Raw genomic sequence first — 20547 nt, forward strand, 5'->3', positions numbered from 1 at the left:
CCGCCCGTCCAAAAAGGACGGGCGGGACGCCCATCCCACAATAACAATTAAAATTGTAAGTTATTTAATTCGCGATCATAAGGGGACTCGCCATGCCGACAATTCCTGAATTTTTAACTCCTAATTCCCAAAGGGCGGTAGATCGAGTAACTGATTTTTAGAAGGTGGAAGCTGGGCGGGATTTTTGCCTGGGGCGGAAGTTTGGCGGATTTCCAGAGCAGTTTCGCCAGGATTTGCAGTGCGAGTAGGTACTATTTCTAAAGAATAGACTGTCTCCGTTTTTGCAGGGGCAGGATTTTGGGCTTTCGTGAGCAAGTCAACCGCATCTCCGAGGGCGCTAGTTAAATTTTTGCTAGTTTCGGCGTGACGGGCTTCTTCTTGTTTGAGGGCTTGAGTGAGTTGTTTCACTTGTTCGATCGCCCGATCGCGCTCTTGAAGAACTTCTGTTAACTTAGCTTTAAGTTCGCCTACAGTTTGCAGTTGTTCGACTTCCTGCTGGCGAGCAACCCCAGCATCGTCGCCTTCGGGCATAATGGGGGAAAAATTTTGTAATTGCTCTATTTGTGCTTCCAGAGAAGCGATGCTTTGCTGAGTTAATTTAGCATCATTCCGCCGCTGCTCGGCTTCAGTATTGTAGAGTTGGCGCCACTGAGCGGCACTTTCACCGGCGTCATCGCGATCGCGCGAAACTTCTGTTAACTGCTGTTGCAGCCGCTTGATTTCATCTAACCACTGTCTGACATCCTGAGCCATAATATTGATTTTAGATTTTAGATTTTAGATTTTAGATTGGGGAATTGGGAATTGGCAATTGCGAGTTGATAATGGCTTAATTAATTAACGACTTGTGTACCTCATCTTTCGCCCCGTTGCCTGTGCGCTATGAACATTTTTTACTGGTTGCGCTACCTGATTTTAGCTTTGTTTCAGGCATTTTTGAGGCTGCTTCGAGCTCTCAAACGGAAATTTGGGGGGTTTTGGCTGTTTTGTCGGTGTTTGACTTGGGGCACGCTCAAGGAAGTCGGCGCGAAGGCGGGAGAACAGCGCTTGCCGGGGCTGTCTGCGGAAATGGCCTACAATTCTATGCTGGCGCTGTTTCCGGGGCTGTTGGCTATCTTATCTGCGATCGCCCTCTTTGAACCTTTGCAGTCAACACTGTATCAAATCGCCCGTCTTTTGGGCGAAGTTATACCCGATGACGTGCGGAAGTTGATTGGTGGCTTAATCAAAGAAATTCTGTTAACTCGCAGTAAAGGGCTGTTTTCGGTGAGCTTTCTTGGGGCGATTTGGGCATTTTCTGGAGTAATGAGCGCGGCGATGGCTGCACTCGATCGCATCCATGACATCCCGATCGCTCGAACTCGACCATTTTGGAAAGCAAAACTTATTTCTCTGGCGCTGAGTATCGGCACAATTATACTATTAATTCTGGCATCGGGAGTAGTATTTGTCAGCGACTTAATTGTGCAAGCTATTGCCCGCCAGAGTTGCCTGCTGGAGTCCCTCGCCACTTGCGATTTAAAAGATGTTAAAAATTGCTTGCCGATCGCCGACAATTGCCCTTTGGAGTCGCAACTCTTAGGTGTTTGGCGGCTGTGGCGGTGGCCGATTTCTTTGGGAATTGTATCACTTGCCTTTGCCTTTGTTTACCGCTACGGGCCTAGCCGCCGTCAACCAGATATTCCTATTTTGTCGGGAGCTGTTTTTGCTGCTATTTTGTGGGCGCTATTTTCAGCTTTATTTCGGTTTTATGTTTTGCACTTGGGCAATTACAGTTGGACTTACGGCACGATCGGAACTTTTATTGTGTTGCTGCTGTGGCTCGATCTTTCTTCTTTGGTGATGCTGATCGGCGCTCAGTTAAATGTGACAGTGGGAAAGGCAATGAAACAATCACAATTAAAATAATTTGTTAAGTTTTAATTGTTAATTCTTATTTGTTATTTGCCGGATGCTGGCTTACCGACGGAGTAAAGTGCTGAGGATACCCGCAACAAAAGACAACAAAATCAGTATCCAGATCACACCACCGGGAATGAATGTCAATATCCCAACACCTCTCAGAATCCAAATTAGGAGGGTGAGGCCCAGGATAGTCAAAAAGATGCGGGTAGATAGTCGCATTTGAAATCTAGGAGAATTAGTCATGTTGAATGTTAAAGTTTTGTCTGGATCAATGATAGCTGTTTTGTTGGCGATCGGCAGTTACCTCACTTTAATTTCGGTTCCGGGTTCCGCTGTTGCGCCTGGGGGTGCAAATAAGCTGGGGGAAACGGCAAATGCTGCTCAAAAAACACCTTCTGCAAGTTTAACAATTTCCGATCGCACAATTGGAGCGGCGAAGGTGGGGATGACTTTCGGACAATTGAAAAAGGCTCTGGGCTCTACGGCGCAGTTTAAGGTAGAGTCTCCTTTTATGGTAGACTTTGATGCTGTGGCAGTTAGTCGATCGGGAAAAGTGCAATATCGGATTATCTACGCTGCGGGTACAAAGCTAAAAGATACCGATGTCATTGAACTTTTGATGACTGAGAATTCTAGTTATAAAACAGTTCAGGGCGTCGGGCCGGGAATGACTCTGAAACAAGCTGAGGCCATTTACGGCAAGGCTACTTTATCTTATAACGTGGATAATGAGATGAGAGAAGGGGTTGTATTTGCCAAGCAACCCACTAGAAACATTATGTTTGTTCCCAAGGCTGAAGGCAAACAATTTGCGGGAGTTTATGGCGCTGGTCAAGGGGGGTTTTATCAGACTAATAAGTATCAGCCGAATGCTGTAATTAAGTCTGTGATGGTGCGGAATTGAATTAGCAGGAGTTACGCAGGCACGCTATATGCAGCGTGCCTGCGTAACTGCCGTAGTAGCGGTTTAAACCGCCGACCTAGGGGTAATAAACCAGAATTTGCTGTAAATTCCCAGCAATAAATACAACTAACAGAAGTGGATATTGTCAGAATTTTTACCTATAGATATTCCTCGTAAAAACAGAAAATGAACTATTTTAAAAAAACCTCAGTTTTGTTTAATCACCACCAAAGTAATATCATCAAAAACCTTCTGAGCGCCAATATACTGCCGCACATCCTCAATCACAGCTTCCCGAATTTCTTGGGCAGACCGCTGACGATTTTCAACCACCACTTGCCACAACCTTTCTAATCCGTACAGCGCTTTATTAATATCTATAGCTTCCGGAATTCCATCAGTATAAAGCACCACCACATCCCCAGGATTTAACTGCACTTCTGTTTGAGCAATAAAGTCGCCAATCTCTTCTACTAAGCCAATGGGAAAGCCTAAATCTATTGTATCTATGCACTCCAATTTTCCATCAGCGCGCACCACAATCATTTCCTCATGTTGTCCGCTTAATTTCAGGACACCTCCGGCATAGTCTAAGATAGCTAGAGACATATTTTTAGAGGAGTCCATGCGCTGGAGATTGCCATACAGAGTCTGGTTGAGGACATCCAAAAACTTCACTGGATCTGTTTCGTTCATTTTCTGAAGCGTCCTGACCGCCGTTTGTGCCATAATCATCAACACGCCACTTTCTAAACCATGTCCCGTGACATCGCCAATGGTAATTTTTACTTGGCCATCTTGTTGCAATACGTCGTAGTAATCGCCGCCAACTTCGTCAGCAGCTTCCATGAAACCAGCTATTTCTAAGCCTTCAATTGCCTCTAATTCTGACGGTTTTGGCAACACCATTTGTTGCAGTTGTTTGACAATATCGAGTTCTGCACTCATGCGAACATTGTCTGCTTTTAATTTCTGATTGAGGGTGCTAATTTTTTGATTCGCTTCAGCTAGTTGAGCCGTGCGTTCTTGAACTTTATCTTCTAAAGTGCGATATAGCAGGGCATTTTCAATGGAAATCGCAGCTTGAGAAGAGAGGACTTTGAGAATTTCTAGGCGATCGCGCGTAAAAGCTCCCGTAGTCAGATTGTTTTCTAAATACAGAATGCCGATCAGTTTACCTTGATTAATAATAGGAGCGCATAAGACTGACTTAGGCTGATTTTTTATAATATAGGGTTCGCTAGTAAAGACACCCTCTTTCGTAGCTTCTGATAGCACTACATCTTCCTGAGTTCTCGCTACATATTTTATCATCCCCACAGGAAGATTATCGCTACCTTCCATCGAAATACTTTGCCCAACTTCTACTTGTTCTTTATCAACTTCACCTCTAGCTTCAATGGTTAACTGATCCTTATTTGATAAGATAATAAAGCCTTTTTGTGCTCCGCCATTTTCCAGTAAAAGTGTCATTAACTTCTCTAACAATTTGTTGCTCGCAATTTCACCAGCCAGAACTTGGGAAGCTTTGAGCACTGTGGACAAGTCTATATTTGAACTTCCTCCAGTTGTTGAAGAATCTATGCCAATAGCAGTAGTCTGCACATCAATTTGTTTCGGGGCAGATACCTTGGGGATTAACTGCGGATATTTCTGCTCCAAATCCTCTACTTTACGCTTAGCCCCCCAAAGTTGGTAGCCATAATGCGCTTTTTTCATATAAAGTTGGGCAATTTCCTCTTTGCCTTTCCCTAACCAGAATTGGGCTGCTAGTTCATTGCCTAAAGCTTCATTCTGAATATACTCATTTTCATGAGCTGAAGCTATGGCGCGATCGTACAAGTCCCATATTAATTCTATTTCTTTACCAGTAATGCGAGCAACTTCCGCTTCTACCAGTAGATATTTGTGCAGGAAGTTTTCAGGACAGTTATCTGCCCAATTTTTCATCTTCTGTTGATTGAGTTTTAAGATTTCCTCATATTCCTGCTGTTGCGAGTTGGTAGCAGTTGGGTAAAGAGCCGTTAAAATTAAAGAATAGTACATATAATGGTCGGCTTGACTGGGTATACCTGAAATAAAAACGAGAATTTCATCGCTTTTTTTGGCGGTTTTCAGAGCATTTTTGTAATCCCCATATAGGAAGAAAATTTGTGTTTTAAATAGGTTATACGGCACTATTCCCGTCATAAAATTTTTCTTCTCCCACATTTGCAGGCACTGATATTCATCAAAATCCTCATCGCTCAAAGAAAATTTGTCCCTGGTTAATCCCTGTAAATTTAAGATAAAATACTGATATAATTGCTGACTTCCAACCAAAGCAGAATTTTTGATTTGCTTGTTAAACTCAAGATATTTCTTAGACTCATCAAGAATACTGTCAAAGTTTTCCCCAGCTATAATTCTTTGGAGAACCAAATGGTAAGAAGTATAAGCCGCCCAAATATCTCCAATTTCTGCACCTATTTGGTAGCTATTTCTAAGAATAGGAATACCTTTTTTAAGATGGCTTCGCCAGGGATTAATATGACCACCGAACATCTCGAGAACTTTGCAAGATAAACTAGCATTATTAAACTGCTCGGCCAGCTTCATGCCTAATTGACCAAATTCATAACCAACCTCATAATCAACTAATCTTGGATCTCCCAAAACTCCCCAGTAAGTATATCCATGAGCCGAGTGCTCGGAGTTGCCGTGTGCAATAGAAAGATTGACCATTTTGAGTGCACCCAAAGCACACAAGTCTTGGTTAGTAAAATAAGTAGGTCCACTAAGATTTTCTAAAAGCTTCATACAGGCTATTATTTCTGAGTTAATCATCTTTGGTGCATCAATTAGCTCGGCTATCTTGATTCTTTCGAGACTAACTCTGTATAACTGTAACTCTAATTCAAATTCTGACCAAATTTCTGCTTTATTAGCGATGGGCAAACTGACTCCCAAAGTTTTTAAGGCGTCTGAACCTATTTGTATAGCTTCTAAATATTGGCCTGTATTATCATATAAAATGACGCGCATATTCTGAATTTCGGCTCGTTCTAAATTAGAGTGAGCCTGAGTTAATATCAAATCAAATAACTCTTCTGCATTGTCAAAATTACCGCAGAGATATTCACATTCAGACCGTTCTCGATATAAACTAAAAGTCAAATCATAATGCTCTTGCCAAGCATCTCCCGGCAACATCTCTATTCCCCTAGTAAAATATTGCTCTAAAGCAGCGGCATAAGCCGTTGAAGCTTTGGCTTTTCTCCCCGCTTCCAAGTTCAATCGTGCTAATTCCACCCGTTCCGATTCATCAGTTATCAATGGCCCAGCTAAGTTTAAATTATCGACTATTTCAAATATTTTTTCCGGTAGTTGCTCATCAGATACATTCGCTAGCAACAGCCGCCCAATTTGAAGATGAACCGCTTTTTTCTGATTGTCATCAATCAGAGCATAAGCCGCTTGTTGTACCCGGTCATGCAGAAATTTATAATCTTGAATTAATAGGTTTTCATCTAACTCTGATGTCGGCAAGATGAATCCGGTCTGAATGGCTACAAGTAGATCAGAAAAAATCACTTCAGGCGGTTTTTCACAAACAATCGACAGGATATTTAAGGAAAAAGATGCGCCGATACAAGATGCTAAACGTAAAACATGTTGGGTGAGAGGAGGCAGTTTTTGTAACTTGCCTACCATCAATTCTACCACATTATCTGTGATATTTTGTGCTTCAATTTGGGCAATATTCCACTGCCACTGATGAGATTCCAAATCAAACGTTATTAGCTTTTCCGCGTCCAGAGTTTTCAGAAATTGATTAACAAAAAACGGATTACCTCCTGTTTTCTTCATTACCAGTTCTGCCAAGGATTTTACCGTCTCCGTGTCGCTATATAATGTATCGCCAATCAGTTGGCTAATATTTTCTGGGGCTAAAGCTGATAAAGTAATATAATTGATAGTGGCTCCTTCTTTGCGTAATCCATCCAGCGTCATCATCAAGGGGTGCGTTGGGCTAACTTCGTTATCCCGATAAGCTCCAATCAAAAACAGATATTGCAGATGTCTATCGGTCATCATCAATTCAATTAACTTGAGTGTCGCGGAGTCAGCCCACTGCAAATCATCCAAAAATATGACTAAGGGATGCTCTTTTGTGCAAAAGGCTCGAATGAAGTTACTGAAGACAATATTAAACCGATTTTGCGAATCGCTTGCCCCTAATTCTGGCACGGGTGGCTGTGCGCCGACAATCAGTTCTACTTCGGGAATTACATCAATAATCACCTGACCATTAACACTAAAAGCATCTCTAAGTTTTTCTCGCCATTGTTCAAGCTGAATTTCACTTTCAGTTAATAGTTGCCGCACTAATCCCTTAAAGGCGCTAACTACAGCGGAGTAAGGAATACTCTTTTGAAATTGGTCAAATTTGCCTGCGGTGAAATAGCCGTGCAGTCGGGTATTTGGTTTGTGAATTTCGGCTACTAGGGATGATTTGCCAATGCCAGAATAACCCGCTACTAACATCATTTCTATTTGGGATTGGGAATTGTCCGCTACTCGCTCAAAAGCTGTCAGTAATGCTTCAAGTTCCGCCTCGCGCCCGTAGAGCTTTTGGGGAATTTGAAACTGGTCGGAAATGTCTTGAGCCCCTAAAGATAAATCAGATATATTTCCTTTTGTTTGTAACTGGTGCAAACATTCTGCTAAATCAATTGTGATGGCAAAAGCACTTTGGTATCGATCCTCAGCGGTTTTTGCCATCAGTTTCATCACGATATCTGACACGGCTTTGGGAATTTCTGGATTAATTATATCGGTTGCTACGGGTACTTTGGCGATATGACAATGCACTAATTCTAGGGCATCATTTGTGGGAAAAGGGAGTTGTCCCGTTAGTAACTCATAAAAAGTGACGCCGAGGGAGTAAAAGTCGGTGCGGTAATCTAGGGAACGATTCATTCTTCCCGTTTGCTCTGGTGAAATATAAGCTAAAGTACCTTCTAAAACCTTGGGATTTTTCAGGGTGGGGTTTTCGCGAGTTAAGGCTGTAGAAATACCAAAATCAATAATTTTGAGTTGCCCGGTTTCGGGGTTTAAAATAATATTCGTGGGGTTAATATCTTTATGGACAATATTTTGGGCATGAATACTGCCTAAAATCTCAGCCGTTTTAATAGCAATGCTAAGAAATTCCTGTAGGGGCAATGCCTGCGTGCCTGCTTCCCTACGCTCATTCATCAACTGTTTTAAAGATGACGCGCCAAAATCCTCAAGGATAATGACTAAAGTCCGCTGATAGGGTTTTAATTCATAAGCCTTAATCACCCCATCGAGATTCAAATTGCGAGTAATTTCATATTCTTGTTTATAGCGAACCAGTTCCGAAGGTGTAGGATAGTCTTCTTTGAGGAATTTGAGGATAACGGGTTGGTTATCGTGTTGTCGCACAGCCCGATAAACCGTGGAGTTGATACTGTCGTAAATTTGAGTGAGAATCTGGTAGCCGTCAATGTTAATCATTTTTGATTTCTTTTGAGTAAGGTGTAAGGGGAGTATTTCCAAACTGCTAAGATGGAAATACTCCCAAAACTCTTGCCTTAAAAACCTTAATGGGGAACTATCGCAGGCAAGATACGGCGCTATATCTGAATACTTTTCCCCTGCGGCATCAATTTTACTGTATCTTCTTTGCCTAATCTCCCTCCCCGATCGCGAAGTTAAGCGATTGAGGTTTAGGCCAAGCATCATTCTCGCCAATAATTTGCTGGCGATGATATTCCTGGCTGCACTGCTGTTGCAGAATTGCCCTGGCCTTGCATTCGGGCCATCGCAGTCGCTTCGATACACCCAGAATTGAAACTATTATCGATCGAATCGCCTGTTAGGTAGAGGTTATTGAACCCGCGAGGGCGATTATCCCACCTGGAGCCATCGGCGCGGAGACGAAACTGGTAACTTTGGGGAACCGACAATTCATAACGCCCTGATGCAGTCATGTTAATACGCCAATACTGAGAGTAAAAGCGTTGTTCTCCGTAACCTTTTTGGGGGCAGCCCGCGACAGGCGTGCGATCGACCTATTTACGCCATCCTACCAGTTGGCGATCGGCAATAAACCTAGTTTATGGGTAATCATTCTTACCGTTGACGGTGAACTTGCGGCAGTTTGGGTGTCGATTCGAGATGCTGATATGGAAACAGTCAGCCTCAGCTTGAATCCTAATTTTATCGCTATGTTACAAGAATCGAGGGCAAGACTGAAAACAGAAGGTGGAATTTCGCTCGAACAACTCAAACAAGAATTGTCAGAATTGCTATGACCAGAATTAGGAGCGATCGCACTTATCAAAAAAAGTGCGATCGCCAATGTTTAGTTAACTGAAACCGCCTCAAAAATTACCATTTATAACGCGCTGGTGACGGCATTGGAAGGGCGGCCCAACGCGGATAAACGGTGACTGTCCCCACTGCGATCGAACACAACCTCAAACTTAACGTGGGGTATACTTTGTCGCAAAAACTGAAAATGCCCGTCTGCATCTGAACGACTGCGGAAGCGGGCAACAATTATCCATTGCTCAGAGGGTAACAAACGGGCGATCGCCCAACAACACAAGCGGTCTTTGTATGTCAACATAGAACTCGTCTCCATTGATATTTTTGGAGCCAGAGCCAGCCCGGAACCTTCCACAGTAAGGGGCTGGCTTTTGACTGTTTACAGGTCGTATTATAACACATAATGACGTACAATAAATTAAAATAACTTAAAATGAAATATTTTTATCGGTCTTAACTCAAAACAGCGTAAGATGGACTGTGTTGAGATGTTTTGCAGTGCAACGAATGGCTTCACGGGGAAGAGTTACCGCATACCTACCAGAGGAAATTCAAAAAGCTCTGGAAGAATGGGCAGAAGAAGAAAGCAGATCCGTTAGCAGTTTGACAACTTACCTGCTGACGAAATCTGTTAGAGAGCGCCAAGAGCAGAAAAAGGACGAATCCCGGAGCGATCGCCCGAGTTGAAGACGGCGCGATACTGAAAGGTGTTGGAGTGTAAGATTGAAGACAATTGAATTGACACTCCCTGGCCTGAAGGCGCAGGGATTCTTGGATCATCCAGTCGATTTGCTCGTTGATGCTGCCATCAGCGAGTAGAGATCGGTCTGTCCCCAAGCGTTGATTCCGGTGTGCCCCACCGTATTTGAATTAAAGTTAATTCCTGCTTCTTTGAAGCCTTTTGCTAAAATGTTTTTCGCGGCGTTGTGATCGCGATCTAGTGTCGCTCCACAACCACAAATATGGGTTCGAGTTGATAGAGTTTTTTTTACCAGATAGCCACAATTTGAACAATTTTGCGAGGTGTATTGAGGAGCAATAGCAATAACTTTTTTGCCGTACACTTTCCCAAAATACTCTAACCATTGAGCAAACTGTGACCAAGCTGCATCGCTAATTGATTTAGCAAGGTTGTGGTTCTTAACCATGTTCCGAACTTGAAGGTCTTCGTAGGCTACAAAATCGTTAGATTTTACCGCGCACAACGCCGTCTTTATGGCGAAGTCTTTACGCTGCCGACTGACCTTTAAGTGCTTTCTTCCTAACTTGTTTATCGCTTTCTTTCTGTTTTGAGAACCTTTCTTTTTCCGGGAGATTTGCTTCTGCAATCTCTTCAAAGCTTTTTCGCTTTTGCGGAGATACCGAGGATTAGGAACTGTTTCGCAGTCGCTATCAGTAGAGAAGTGGTTTAATCCGACATCTATTCCAATGAATTTGCCAGTGGAAACAACTTCCTCTTTCCGTTCCACATTGATGCAAAATTGGGCGTAGTATCCGTCGGCACGACGCACGACTCTAATCCGCTTAATCTCATCAGGCGCATAGAAATGCAAATCCCGACTACCGATTAGTTTGAATTTTCCAGCAGCAAAGCCGTCTTTAAATGTCAAGCATTTTTTGTTGGCAGAAAGCGACCAACCCGACTGTTTGTACTCAACGGAACGAGTGTATTTCTTAAACTGTGGATACCCCTTTTTTCCGGGTTTTTTAGCTTGGCAATTAGCAAAGAAACGTTGAATAGCAAAAATGGCACGTTCAGCGGAAGCTTGACGTGCCGTCGAATTAAGTTTACCTGCCCATTCAAACTCTTTCGCCATTACGGCACATTGTTTGTACAGGTCAACCAGCTTAATTCCTTGATTTTCCATCCAATGTCTAAGAGTTTTGTTTCGGACAAACTGAGCTGTCCGGATCATCTCGTCGATGATCCGATATTGCTCCGCTTTGCCTTTTAACTTGAACTCTAAAACTATCATGGGAAGAGTTTATCGTTTTTACTAGAGTTTTTATTTACAAACTGTATCTATTTAACAATTGTTTACAAATTGCCTAAATTAAAGCCGTCTTAGAAGGACGGGGCTTTAGACCCAATCGCTCGGTAAAACCATGCCAGCCCATGCCTTCACGAATGCGAGTCACAGTTACACTTCCAGAAGACGTTCATCAAGCCTTGTCCGAATGGGCCGAAGAGGAAGATAGAACGCTCGCAAACCTGCTTTCCCATGTGGCAGCTAAAGCAGTCAGAGAACGTCAAGAACAGAAAAAAGATAAATCAGAAAGCGATCGCCCTTAAGAACGATCGCCCCCAATCCCATCCGCGTCCATCCGCGTCTATCCGCCTACATCTGCGGTAAAAAAAAGAACCATCGCCTCAAAAAAATAAGGTGGGCTGCTGCCCACCCTACCCGAATTATTTCGCAGTCACCAACTGTGCCGGCAGCCGCTTAAACGCCAACCTTTCATTCTCGATATCCACAAAAATGGTATCGCCATCGGCAAAATCTCCGCGCAAAATACCCTTCGCCATTTGCGTTTCCAACTCCCGCTGAATTCCCCGCTTCAAAGGCCGCGCACCGTAAACGGGATCGTAACCAATTTCTGCTAAAAAGTCGATCGCAGATTCCGACAATTTCAGAGACATTTTGCGATCGGCTAACCGTTTTTCCAAGCGCTTAACTTGCAACAGCACAATCTGCCGCAGTTCTGCCTTACTCAAACCGTGGAAGATAATCATCTCATCAATCCGGTTCAAGAATTCCGGGCGGAAAGTTCCCCGCATCGCTTCCATCACCCGACTCCGCATTTGTTCGTTATCTCCCGCCACATCTAAAATGTATTGAGAGCCGACATTCGATGTCATAATAATCACAGAATTCTTAAAGTCTACTGTGTGACCTTGAGCATCGGTAACACGGCCGTCATCCAGAATTTGCAGCATGATGTTGAATACATCCGGGTGCGCTTTCTCGATTTCATCGAATAGAATCACGGAGTAAGGACGGCGGCGCACAGCCTCAGTTAACTGTCCACCTTCATCGTAGCCAACGTATCCCGGAGGCGCACCAATTAACCGTGAAACCGCGTGTTTCTCCATGTATTCCGACATATCAATTCGCACGATCGCTTCTTCGGTGTCGAACAAATAAGACGCTAATGCTTTAGCTAACTCAGTTTTACCAACACCCGTGGGGCCGAGGAAGATAAAACTGGCAACCGGACGATTTGGATCTGCTAAACCTGCGCGCGATCGCTGAATTGCATCTGCAACAGCCGTCACCGCTTCATCTTGTCCAATTACCCGCTTGTGCAGTTCATCTTCCAAGTGCAGAAGTTTCTGCATTTCCGATTCAACCAACTTGCTGATGGGAATTCCCGTCCACTTAGAAATAATCTCGGCAATGTCAGCTTCCGTGACTTCTTCCCGCAGCAAAGTTTTACCTGTGGTTTGAGTTGCTGAAAGTTGAGCTTCAGCTTCTTGCAATTGTTTTTGCAATTCGGTTAACTTGCTATATTTCAACTCAGCAGCGCGGTTGAGGTCATATTTTAATTCAGCTTGCTGAATTTCAATATTCACCTTATCAATCTGTTCTTTAATCTTTTGAATGCTGCCGATGACACCTTTTTCCGATTGCCACTGGGCATTCAAAGCGCTTTGCTGTTCCTTGAGGTTGGCTAAGTCTTTTTCCAGTCTTTCCAAGCGTTCGACCGAAGCAGCGTTACTTTCTTTTTGCAGCGACAGTCTTTCCATTTCTAGCTGCAAAATCCTACGGTCAATTTCGTCTAGTTCTTCCGGCTTGGAGGTAATCTCCATTTTAAGTTTAGCGGCTGCTTCGTCAACTAAGTCAATGGCTTTGTCTGGAAGGAAGCGATCGCTAATATATCGAGTAGACAAAGTAGCGGCCGCCACTAGGGCGCTGTCAGAAATTTTAACGCCGTGGTGAACTTCGTACCGTTCTTTCAAGCCCCGCAAAATCGAGACAGTATCTTCAACTGTCGGTTGGTCAACATAAACTTGTTGAAAACGGCGTTCTAGTGCCGCATCTTTTTCGAGGTACTTGCGATATTCGTCGAGAGTTGTAGCGCCGATACAGCGCAATTCTCCCCTCGCTAACATGGGTTTAAGTAAGTTGCCCGCATCCATCGATCCTTGAGTTGCACCGGCACCGACAACGGTGTGAATTTCATCGATAAATAAGATGACTTTGCCGTTGCTGTCCATCACTTCTTTGAGCACCGCTTTCAAGCGTTCTTCAAATTCTCCCCGGAATTTTGCCCCGGCAATTAATGCGCCCATATCTAAGCTAATTAATTGTCTGTCTTTGAGAGATTGTGGCACATCTCCGGTGATAATTCGCTGGGCGAGTCCTTCGGCGATCGCAGTTTTGCCGACTCCCGGTTCCCCAATCAATACCGGATTATTTTTGGTGCGACGGCTCAAAATTTGAATCGTGCGACGGATTTCGTCATCCCGTCCGATTACCGGATCGAGTTTGCCTTGACGCGCTGCTTCTGTCAAATCTCGGCCGTATTTTTCCAGCGCTTCGTATTTGCCTTCTGGATTTTGATCGGTCACTTTGTTCTTCCCCCGGACTTGGGTAATGATATCTTTGAGCTTGGCTTCATCTAGTTTAAATTCTTGTAGTAAATTTTTGCCGAAACGATCGTCCTTAACGTAACCTAGTATCAAATGCTCGATCGAAATAAATTCATCGCCGTACTCTTTGCGATAAGTTTCAGCGCGATCGAGTAAAGTGTCGAGAGAACGACCTAGATAAACGTTGCCACCGCTTCCAGAGATTTTCGGCTGGCGGCTGATAAACTCATCAGTGCGATCGCGCAATTTTGCTACAGAAACTCCCGCTTTGTTAAACAAGCTGCTAGCGAGTCCCGATTCTTGTTCCAGCAAAGCTTTCATCAAGTGTTCGCTTTCTAGCTGCTGCTGCTGACCTGCTTTGACGATTTCGGGGGTGCGGGCGAGGGCTTCCCAGGCTTTTTCGGTAAATTGGTTTGGATTATTTGGTTGCATAAATTTTAATTCCCTGCATTAAAAATGATGATTGCTGTAGAGGCAATTGCTCGATCGCCCGTACAATTGTCATTGTAGGGAGTTGCGGAGAGGGGGCGGATCGGTGTTCCCCTATCTTGATATAGGTATTTCCGTCCTGTGTAGCAGTCTCTCGCAGGGAAAAGGCAACTATCGCGCCTAAAAGTTGGACTCTTGGATAAGACTGAGATGTTGCACCATTGTCAATAAGCTTTTATGAACAGGCAAGATGCCTGTTCCACAAAGAGTGAATTTTCTTCTTGTGGAACAGGCATCTTGCCTGTTCTTGAGAATAGTGCAAGATGTGAGATAAGACCCACTCTCACATTAAAAATGTTTTTAGTGCCACTTGAAAAAACGGCACATTCTTAAACAGTCTCCTGGTACGGAAAATGGAGAAACACTCATGTAAATAGGAGAGAGGACTTGAGAAGCGTCACAGTCCTATAGCGAAACCCAAAGCGTTATTGTTTTACTCATCAATAACAGCCGCTATAACTCTCACACCTGGAAAATATAGCTATGAAAATTTTACCTTTAATTTCGTTAGGTATTATAGCAAGTGCCGCGATCGCACTAGCCCCTGAAGCTTTGGCAAGTACCTGGCGTGCCGCACACCGGATGTCGGGTTTTTCCGCCGACAGCAATTACTACTTGTATCTAGAAAGTTCCAGAGATACAGGAGCGGGAATTCCCAAAGCAGAATTGCAAATTGTCCAAGTTGCTGCAAATTCCTGCATCAGAAATGGGTGTATCGAAACTAAATATGGCGAGCCCGACTCCAATAAAAGCACTAAAATGGCAGAAGATGACTTGCTTAAAAAAAGTTGGAATAGCAGGCAAACTTTGAAGTTAACTCCTCCTCAAGCTGGAACTAAACTCAACATTATTTCTCGTACTCCCGGAGCCAATGGAAGCGAGACAGTCGCCGTCAGAGTCAATACAGCAAAGCCTTTACAAATTCGCCTAGAACAGCGGCAAAAAAATGCTTCGGCTGGCAGAGAAAGCGCGGCCATGCGTCTTGTAATTAATCATAACGGCCGGCAGCGTGTCCTCGGATCGCTGAACAATTTTCAAGATTGGGTGTTCTCTTATTCAATCCGAGAAGTTCGTTTGTCTCCGAACGGGCGCAATGTCGTTGTCCTGGTGGACAAGACAGAACGCACTTTTGAAGGAGTCTTGAAAACTACTGTTGTACAAGGCTTTGTTCTTTAGGCTTGCTATATTCCCAGGTTTTGACCTGGGAATTATCAAAACTTACGCAGAACCCCTATCTGTAAGGTGCACACGGCGCACCTACAGATAGAGTCTGTGCGTTAGTCCGGGTTGTTAATTATTCTTTATTGTGATAATTGATATATCAATACATTTTAAAATTTCCCTCTTCCTTCCTCCCTCTTTCTTTTTCCTTGAATATCTGCCTCCTGACTATTGATATCATGTCCGATCGATTGACCGCGATTAAATGCCGGGGCGGGTTTACAGATTTTCCCGTTTCTATTCAATATCTTGGCGAACCCGCCCCTACAGGAATCATGGTTAATTGACCGAACATTATATGACAAATGCTCAATAATTAATCCGTGTAGCCGTGTCAAAATCCATATCTTGCCTCACCGAAAGCATCCAGCATACAAGCCCCCGAATTTATCCGTGGGGTCAATGCTTCAATCTAAAATCTAAAATCTAAAATCTAAAATCGATTGACTTCATGCCTGCATAACTACCCGTTCCGGGAGACTGACAATAAAAGTTGAACCTTTACCGTCTTCGCTTTCAACGCTAATTTCGCCGCCGAGAATTTGACACAAACGCTGGCTAATTGTCAATCCCAAACCCGTCCCTCCGTATTTGCGGGTAGTCGAAGCATCAGCTTGGGTAAAAGGTTTAAAAATCTGCTCTAATTGCTCGTTTGTCATCCCGATGCCGGTGTCGCTGACTCGAAACATTACAACTTGAGAAGTGTAGTTTGAACCAGAGTGAATATCATTATTTTTATTTTGTTTGGTCGGTCTTGATTTTTCAATTTTAATTCTTTCCACGCCGATAGTAATGACGCCTTTTTCGGTAAATTTGGCAGCATTGCTGAGCAAATTAAGGAGAATTTGCCGCACTTTCGGTTGATCGGCGTACATTGTGCCGAGTTCGCCTTTGGTTTTTAGTGCTAAAGAATTGCCTTTTTTTTCTACTAGCGGTTGAGCAGTAGTCATCACTTCTTCAATCATCGTTGCCACGTCGAAGTTTTCCAAATAAAGGGTGACGTGACCGGCTTCTATTTTGGAAATGTCGAGGATGTCGCTGATCATATCCAGCAGGTGTTTGCCTGCGGTTTGAATTTTTTCTAAGTCCGGGAGAAAGTCTTCTGAACCGGAATCTTGAGCATCTTCTTGCAGCATTTCGCTGTAGTTAATGATGGCGTTGAGGGGGGTGCGTAGTTCGTGGCTCATGTTGGCGAGAAATGCACTTTTCGAGCGGTTGGCAGCTTCGGCTGCTACTTTTGCTTCGTGCAATTCTTCTGTGTATTCGGCTACTCTTTGGATTAGTTCGTTGAGGGAAATTGCTAGCCTTCCCACTTCGTCAGAAGTAGTGACGGGTACTTGCAAATCAAAGTTAGATTCTTCTGTCACTCGCTGAGCGATGAGGGTGGTGGCTTCTAAGGAGCGAGCGATCGCCCCGCTGGTGTATGCTGCTAGAATTGCTGCGATCGCACCTGATATCAAGAGAGAGCAAACGAGAATGAGAGTTCCGAGTTTTTCGGCATTTTCGTAGGTTCTCAATGCCTCGTCTGCTTTCTCGCGAAAGTTGACGGCCAGTTGGGCTGAATCCTCGGAAAACTGTTTGAGTTTCAAAGCAGTTTCGCCCGCCACAAAATTGTTCAAGTTCCGCCCCAAAGCCTGCTGCTGTTGCGGATTCAAAGCAGATAATTTGGCAGCAGCCAACAATTTTTGTACTTGTTGAAAGTATGATTCTACGGTTTTGCCGTTGGCTTGAGCGAACTGTTGAAGCTGTTGGTAGTCTTGGGCAGCCTCGGCATTCTTCGTCGGCGGTAGGGTTTGCAGTTGTTCGAGGATGCCGCTCATCTGAGCAACGCGAGTCAGGAATTCCGAGCGTTGGCGATCGAAAATTTGCGGTTGGGCAGTCAGACTGGCGAGCTCTTGCTGCTGAATTCTGACTTCCTGCACCGTGTTGTTGAGGTTTGTCAGGATTTCCGCTTTATCTCGATCGAGCGCTAGTTTTTCTCTAACTTGCTGTTTGTGATAGGATTCTACTCCCCGTCCCGCCACAGCACCCAAAACGGCAATACTAATGACCAAGGCGTATCCGCAGCCGATTTTCTGCCTGATACCTAAGCGGCCCAACAGACTTTTCAACCCTATTTGAGGACGGTTCTGCAGTTGATTTTTCAAAGCTAAGGTTAAAGACATGGGCAATGTACTCGTCACCTTTGAGAGGCACCATCTATATTCTAATTGATGCCTGTCTGAGGGTAAATAAAGTTCTGGCTTCAAGCCAGCTTTCGGCAGTTATTGGGCCTTTGCAGGGTTCCACAGCTCGATCGGCTTGAGAGTTTGGAGGAGTTATGCGTCACAAATTATAGCATAAGGAATAACGCTCTTCGGCTGCCTTCGGCTCTTTTCCCTTCGGCAATGCGATCGGGCAAGTCGCGGTTCCTGAGCGAAGTCGAAGGGCAGGGCAAGCCGCTCAGAGTAAAAAAAAGCAAGAAAGAAGCACCACTCAAAGGCATGGTTTCAGATAATTCAAGGGCAGCATCTCAGTTTTGCATTTACAGTGCGAGCGTCCCCGCTCGCGTATTGTACAATACGCGAGCGGGGACGCTCGCACTACAATAAAAAAAATGCTTTTTACAAAACTGAGATGCTCCCTAATTCAAGTCATTAATAACCTACTCACCGTCGGGCGTGGTTGCGATATAAGTCGCGAGTTATAAGTTGCAAGTTATGAGTTAGATTTCTGATTGAAAACTCTACTCTACTCGCAACCCACAACTCGATCGCTGTTCCTCTATTGGCAAAGTCGAAATTGTGCTATCTCCGCAGGAATTCTTGAAGCATTAGGTACGCTAGCACTTGCCGGAACGAAGATTCCCAGGCCGTAACTGCAACCCTCCGCCGTCTTGCATTCCCCAGGCTTAGCACTGATTTGATATTCGCCTTGGGATGGGGGAGTAAAAGAGATTGACGCCAGTTCGCCTGTTTTTTGACTCACAGCGATTTCCTGACCGCTGGCATCCTTGAGAGATAAGTTTAAATCCTGGCAATTTCCGTCGCAAGTGGCAACAAAAACATACTCCACATTAGGATGCAGCGTCGCTCTAAAAGGAGATGAAACTTGCTTGCGAACTTGGCCCAGCAACGGCACAAATACTAATTTTTGACCGTTGCCTTTCCGCTGGTCAACTTCTGTTTTCAAGCGACAAACAACCGTTTTTTGGTCGTTGGTCAGTTCTTGAGCAATAGCATTTCCTACGATTGCAGTACCGAGGAGCAGAGCCATGCCGGAAATAACCAGATGTTTGAAATTCATTGATGTCCCTTAAGGTTAATTTTTTGCTAATTGATTGGATTTGCACAAAGAATCTATCGGTAGGGTACGTCTCGGCGCGCCTTACTGCGACAGGTAGTGTCTAATTTAGCAGGCCTGATGCAGCACTGTCTATTTACAAAGGCAATTGATTAATTGTCCCTATATACAATCGAGATTCGGCTAGTAGACTACCAATTGCCATCTCTGACTCCATCGGGATCGACTTTGAGCTTTTTAATTTGTGCTTGAGGAATGTCAACAGATGTATCGTCTTGTTGCGGTGCAAATCCCTGATTTTCGTCCATCTCTTTGACAGACTTGACTTGAGAAAGGATAGTTGAGGGTGCGACAGATCCTTTTTCTTCGTCGTAAAGCTCGAACCAAGGAAGATTGTATTCACTGTAAGTTTTGGCAGAAACGGGCGTGTTTGGCGGTTCTTTACCAGTGATTTCCCGATACATCATGCTATTAACAATGTGGACGTATACTCTGCCAAAATTTGTCTCGTCCCAGGTGTTGATACCGTAACTATCGGGATAAATTTCTTGTTTCATTTTACCACCTGCTGCTAATCCCATTTCCGCCCCACCAAATGCGATACAATCGATAGGTGCAAAATCACTAAAGCCTCTACCTCTCAGTAATTGTGAGGGCGGCGGTTCTTCTGGAAATAACCCTGGTTTCGGATCGAATACAATGATTTGAATGCCACCAAATTCTTCTTTACCAGTTACTTGTCCTTCGACAGTGTAACCCATACCGAGAGGCATAGCAACAAATTGGCGGATGTAACCTTCACCAGAATTGATACCATCTAACCAGGGTTGATCGGGACAAATGACATAATCTTGGTCATTAGCTTGCAGTTTTTGCTGCCAAGGTTTGCCCGAAACGGCATTGATTTTACCAACAGCAATTTTAACAGCATTGGGCCGCCAATCAACGCCTCTAAAATAAATCCACAAAGCTTCCCGTTGATACATGGGAATAAACACGCCCCCGTGTTCTTTCCAAGTTTCAGGTACTGTAGAAATGTAGTCATCAACTTTGCAGACTGGAAACTCGCCTAAGCCCGGCGGTAAGGGATAGGTTTTACCGTCGTCGGGTATCCGCAAAGTGCGTTCAAAATTCAGGGAGAAGTGTTTACCGAAACAGATAGCGTTGTTTTTTACGGTGATTTCTAACATGGGGATTCTTAGATAAAGAACAATTACCAGAAAATCAAAATTTCGCTCATTTGCCGTTCTGTCTAAATTGCCAAGCTGGCACAAATTTAGAATCTCCCCAAACGCCGCGGCGATTTTTCTTAGCTTCGGCTTCCGCTTGTTCCAGAATACTTGCACTCGGACAGTTTTTTAAGTAAGGACGGTAAACCATTGCTAATCCTTCGCGGGTCAAAACTTCTTGGGCAAATGTACCGTTTGGCAAGCGAACTTCGCTAACTTGGCGGCCGTAGCGGTCAGTATCGGTGACGGTCAAAACAACGCGACCGCCCCCTTGATTGACAAGCTGCTGCATTCTTTGGTGCGCTAGATTTCCCCACTTAAATTGATTTTTCTTTGCTGCTGCTTTGCTATTTTTCTCAGCATTGGTGTGCGCGACTTCCGGTGCATCTATGCAGGCAAAACGCACTTTTATATCTTTCCCGGCGGCATCGCTGGCGACAAGGGTGTCACCGTCGCTGACTCGCTTGACAGCATAGTTGTTGGGCGCTAACTTTTGTGGACACCCGAATAGTAACAATAGCAGAGCAACTGCACTTAGGGTTTTTATTTTGGGGAAAATGGCGATTTTAGTTTGGTTCATATTT

The 20547-nt window shown here is 44.2% G+C and carries 16 protein-coding genes; 6 read left to right on the forward strand and 10 right to left on the reverse strand.

Annotation, left to right across the window (positions count from 1 at the left end):
* Positions 1–120: 120 nt before the first annotated feature.
* Entirely contained in the window at positions 121–753 is a 633-nt protein-coding gene (locus QT992_RS12760) for a hypothetical protein (protein WP_333317619.1), read from the reverse strand.
* A 129-nt stretch (positions 754–882) separates the two neighbouring features.
* On the opposite strand from QT992_RS12760, the gene QT992_RS12765 reads away from it, so the two are divergent.
* Positions 883–1908, forward strand: coding sequence for a YihY/virulence factor BrkB family protein (locus QT992_RS12765; protein WP_333317617.1), 1026 nt, complete (start codon positions 883–885; stop codon positions 1906–1908).
* A gap of 238 nt (positions 1909–2146) precedes the next feature.
* Complete coding sequence (locus tag QT992_RS12770) at positions 2147–2809, forward strand: hypothetical protein (RefSeq protein WP_333317615.1); 663 nt, start codon at positions 2147–2149, stop codon at positions 2807–2809.
* Between the two features lie 207 nt (positions 2810–3016).
* On the opposite strand, the gene QT992_RS12775 is transcribed toward QT992_RS12770, so the two are convergent.
* Entirely contained in the window at positions 3017–8332 is a 5316-nt protein-coding gene (locus QT992_RS12775; RefSeq protein WP_333317612.1) for an AAA family ATPase, read from the reverse strand.
* A 224-nt stretch (positions 8333–8556) separates the two neighbouring features.
* Positions 8557–8808, reverse strand: a complete 252-nt coding sequence (locus tag QT992_RS12780) for a hypothetical protein (protein ID WP_333342267.1) — start codon at positions 8806–8808, stop codon at positions 8557–8559.
* A gap of 30 nt (positions 8809–8838) precedes the next feature.
* Here QT992_RS12780 and QT992_RS12785 point away from each other — a divergent pair, with 30 nt between their 5' ends.
* Positions 8839–9132: a hypothetical protein gene (locus QT992_RS12785; RefSeq protein WP_333317607.1), complete on the forward strand. Its 294-nt coding sequence runs from the start codon at positions 8839–8841 to the stop codon at positions 9130–9132.
* An 83-nt stretch (positions 9133–9215) separates the two neighbouring features.
* Here QT992_RS12785 and QT992_RS12790 read toward each other — a convergent pair whose 3' ends face one another.
* On the reverse strand, positions 9216–9464 hold the full coding sequence (locus QT992_RS12790) for a hypothetical protein (protein ID WP_333377060.1): 249 nt from the start codon (positions 9462–9464) through the stop codon (positions 9216–9218).
* A 191-nt stretch (positions 9465–9655) separates the two neighbouring features.
* Between QT992_RS12790 and QT992_RS12795 the strand changes: the two genes are divergently transcribed.
* Positions 9656–9835: a ribbon-helix-helix domain-containing protein gene (locus QT992_RS12795; RefSeq protein WP_193973468.1), complete on the forward strand. Its 180-nt coding sequence runs from the start codon at positions 9656–9658 to the stop codon at positions 9833–9835.
* 89 nt (positions 9836–9924) lie between these two features.
* On the opposite strand, the gene QT992_RS12800 is transcribed toward QT992_RS12795, so the two are convergent.
* The gene (locus QT992_RS12800) at positions 9925–11124 is read right to left on the reverse strand and encodes a transposase (protein WP_333342272.1); all 1200 of its coding nucleotides are present in this window, start codon (positions 11122–11124) and stop codon (positions 9925–9927) included.
* Positions 11125–11264: 140 nt separating this feature from the next.
* On the opposite strand from QT992_RS12800, the gene QT992_RS12805 reads away from it, so the two are divergent.
* On the forward strand, positions 11265–11441 hold the full coding sequence (locus QT992_RS12805) for a ribbon-helix-helix domain-containing protein (RefSeq protein ID WP_071883997.1): 177 nt from the start codon (positions 11265–11267) through the stop codon (positions 11439–11441).
* A 117-nt stretch (positions 11442–11558) separates the two neighbouring features.
* Here QT992_RS12805 and clpB read toward each other — a convergent pair whose 3' ends face one another.
* A complete protein-coding gene (gene clpB, locus QT992_RS12810) occupies positions 11559–14174 on the reverse strand; it encodes an ATP-dependent chaperone ClpB (RefSeq protein WP_333317604.1) in 2616 nt (871 codons plus the stop codon).
* Between the two features lie 540 nt (positions 14175–14714).
* On the opposite strand from clpB, the gene QT992_RS12815 reads away from it, so the two are divergent.
* Positions 14715–15407: a DUF2259 domain-containing protein gene (locus tag QT992_RS12815; RefSeq protein ID WP_333342274.1), complete on the forward strand. Its 693-nt coding sequence runs from the start codon at positions 14715–14717 to the stop codon at positions 15405–15407.
* Positions 15408–15901: 494 nt separating this feature from the next.
* Here QT992_RS12815 and QT992_RS12820 read toward each other — a convergent pair whose 3' ends face one another.
* The 4 genes from QT992_RS12820 to QT992_RS12835 form a co-directional block, all read right to left on the reverse strand.
* Entirely contained in the window at positions 15902–17617 is a 1716-nt protein-coding gene (locus QT992_RS12820; RefSeq protein ID WP_333317598.1) for an ATP-binding protein, read from the reverse strand.
* A 598-nt stretch (positions 17618–18215) separates the two neighbouring features.
* A complete protein-coding gene (locus QT992_RS12825) occupies positions 18216–18737 on the reverse strand; it encodes a hypothetical protein (protein ID WP_333317596.1) in 522 nt (173 codons plus the stop codon).
* A gap of 188 nt (positions 18738–18925) precedes the next feature.
* Positions 18926–19924: a hypothetical protein gene (locus tag QT992_RS12830; RefSeq protein WP_333317594.1), complete on the reverse strand. Its 999-nt coding sequence runs from the start codon at positions 19922–19924 to the stop codon at positions 18926–18928.
* Positions 19925–19970: 46 nt separating this feature from the next.
* Positions 19971–20543: a thermonuclease family protein gene (locus QT992_RS12835; RefSeq protein ID WP_333340457.1), complete on the reverse strand. Its 573-nt coding sequence runs from the start codon at positions 20541–20543 to the stop codon at positions 19971–19973.
* Positions 20544–20547 lie beyond the last annotated feature (4 nt).

It is taken from the genome of Microcoleus sp. T3_D1, assembly GCF_036700405.1.
Classification (GTDB): domain Bacteria; phylum Cyanobacteriota; class Cyanobacteriia; order Cyanobacteriales; family Microcoleaceae; genus Microcoleus.

Bases quoted from the DNA above. Each gene is read 5' to 3' on its own strand.
- QT992_RS12760 (WP_333317619.1), bottom strand. From the start codon at position 753: ATGGCTCAGGATGTCAGACAGTGGTTAGATGAAATCAAGCGGCTGCAA.
- QT992_RS12765 (WP_333317617.1), top strand. From the start codon at position 883: ATGAACATTTTTTACTGGTTGCGCTACCTGATTTTAGCTTTGTTTCAG.
- QT992_RS12770 (WP_333317615.1), top strand. From the start codon at position 2,147: ATGTTGAATGTTAAAGTTTTGTCTGGATCAATGATAGCTGTTTTGTTG.
- QT992_RS12775 (WP_333317612.1), bottom strand. From the start codon at position 8,332: ATGATTAACATTGACGGCTACCAGATTCTCACTCAAATTTACGACAGT.
- QT992_RS12780 (WP_333342267.1), bottom strand. From the start codon at position 8,808: ATGACTGCATCAGGGCGTTATGAATTGTCGGTTCCCCAAAGTTACCAG.
- QT992_RS12790 (WP_333377060.1), bottom strand. From the start codon at position 9,464: ATGGAGACGAGTTCTATGTTGACATACAAAGACCGCTTGTGTTGTTGG.
- QT992_RS12795 (WP_193973468.1), top strand. From the start codon at position 9,656: ATGGCTTCACGGGGAAGAGTTACCGCATACCTACCAGAGGAAATTCAA.
- QT992_RS12800 (WP_333342272.1), bottom strand. From the start codon at position 11,124: ATGATAGTTTTAGAGTTCAAGTTAAAAGGCAAAGCGGAGCAATATCGG.
- QT992_RS12805 (WP_071883997.1), top strand. From the start codon at position 11,265: ATGCCTTCACGAATGCGAGTCACAGTTACACTTCCAGAAGACGTTCAT.
- clpB (WP_333317604.1), bottom strand. From the start codon at position 14,174: ATGCAACCAAATAATCCAAACCAATTTACCGAAAAAGCCTGGGAAGCC.
- QT992_RS12815 (WP_333342274.1), top strand. From the start codon at position 14,715: ATGAAAATTTTACCTTTAATTTCGTTAGGTATTATAGCAAGTGCCGCG.
- QT992_RS12820 (WP_333317598.1), bottom strand. From the start codon at position 17,617: ATGTCTTTAACCTTAGCTTTGAAAAATCAACTGCAGAACCGTCCTCAA.
- QT992_RS12825 (WP_333317596.1), bottom strand. From the start codon at position 18,737: ATGAATTTCAAACATCTGGTTATTTCCGGCATGGCTCTGCTCCTCGGT.
- QT992_RS12830 (WP_333317594.1), bottom strand. From the start codon at position 19,924: ATGTTAGAAATCACCGTAAAAAACAACGCTATCTGTTTCGGTAAACAC.
- QT992_RS12835 (WP_333340457.1), bottom strand. From the start codon at position 20,543: ATGAACCAAACTAAAATCGCCATTTTCCCCAAAATAAAAACCCTAAGT.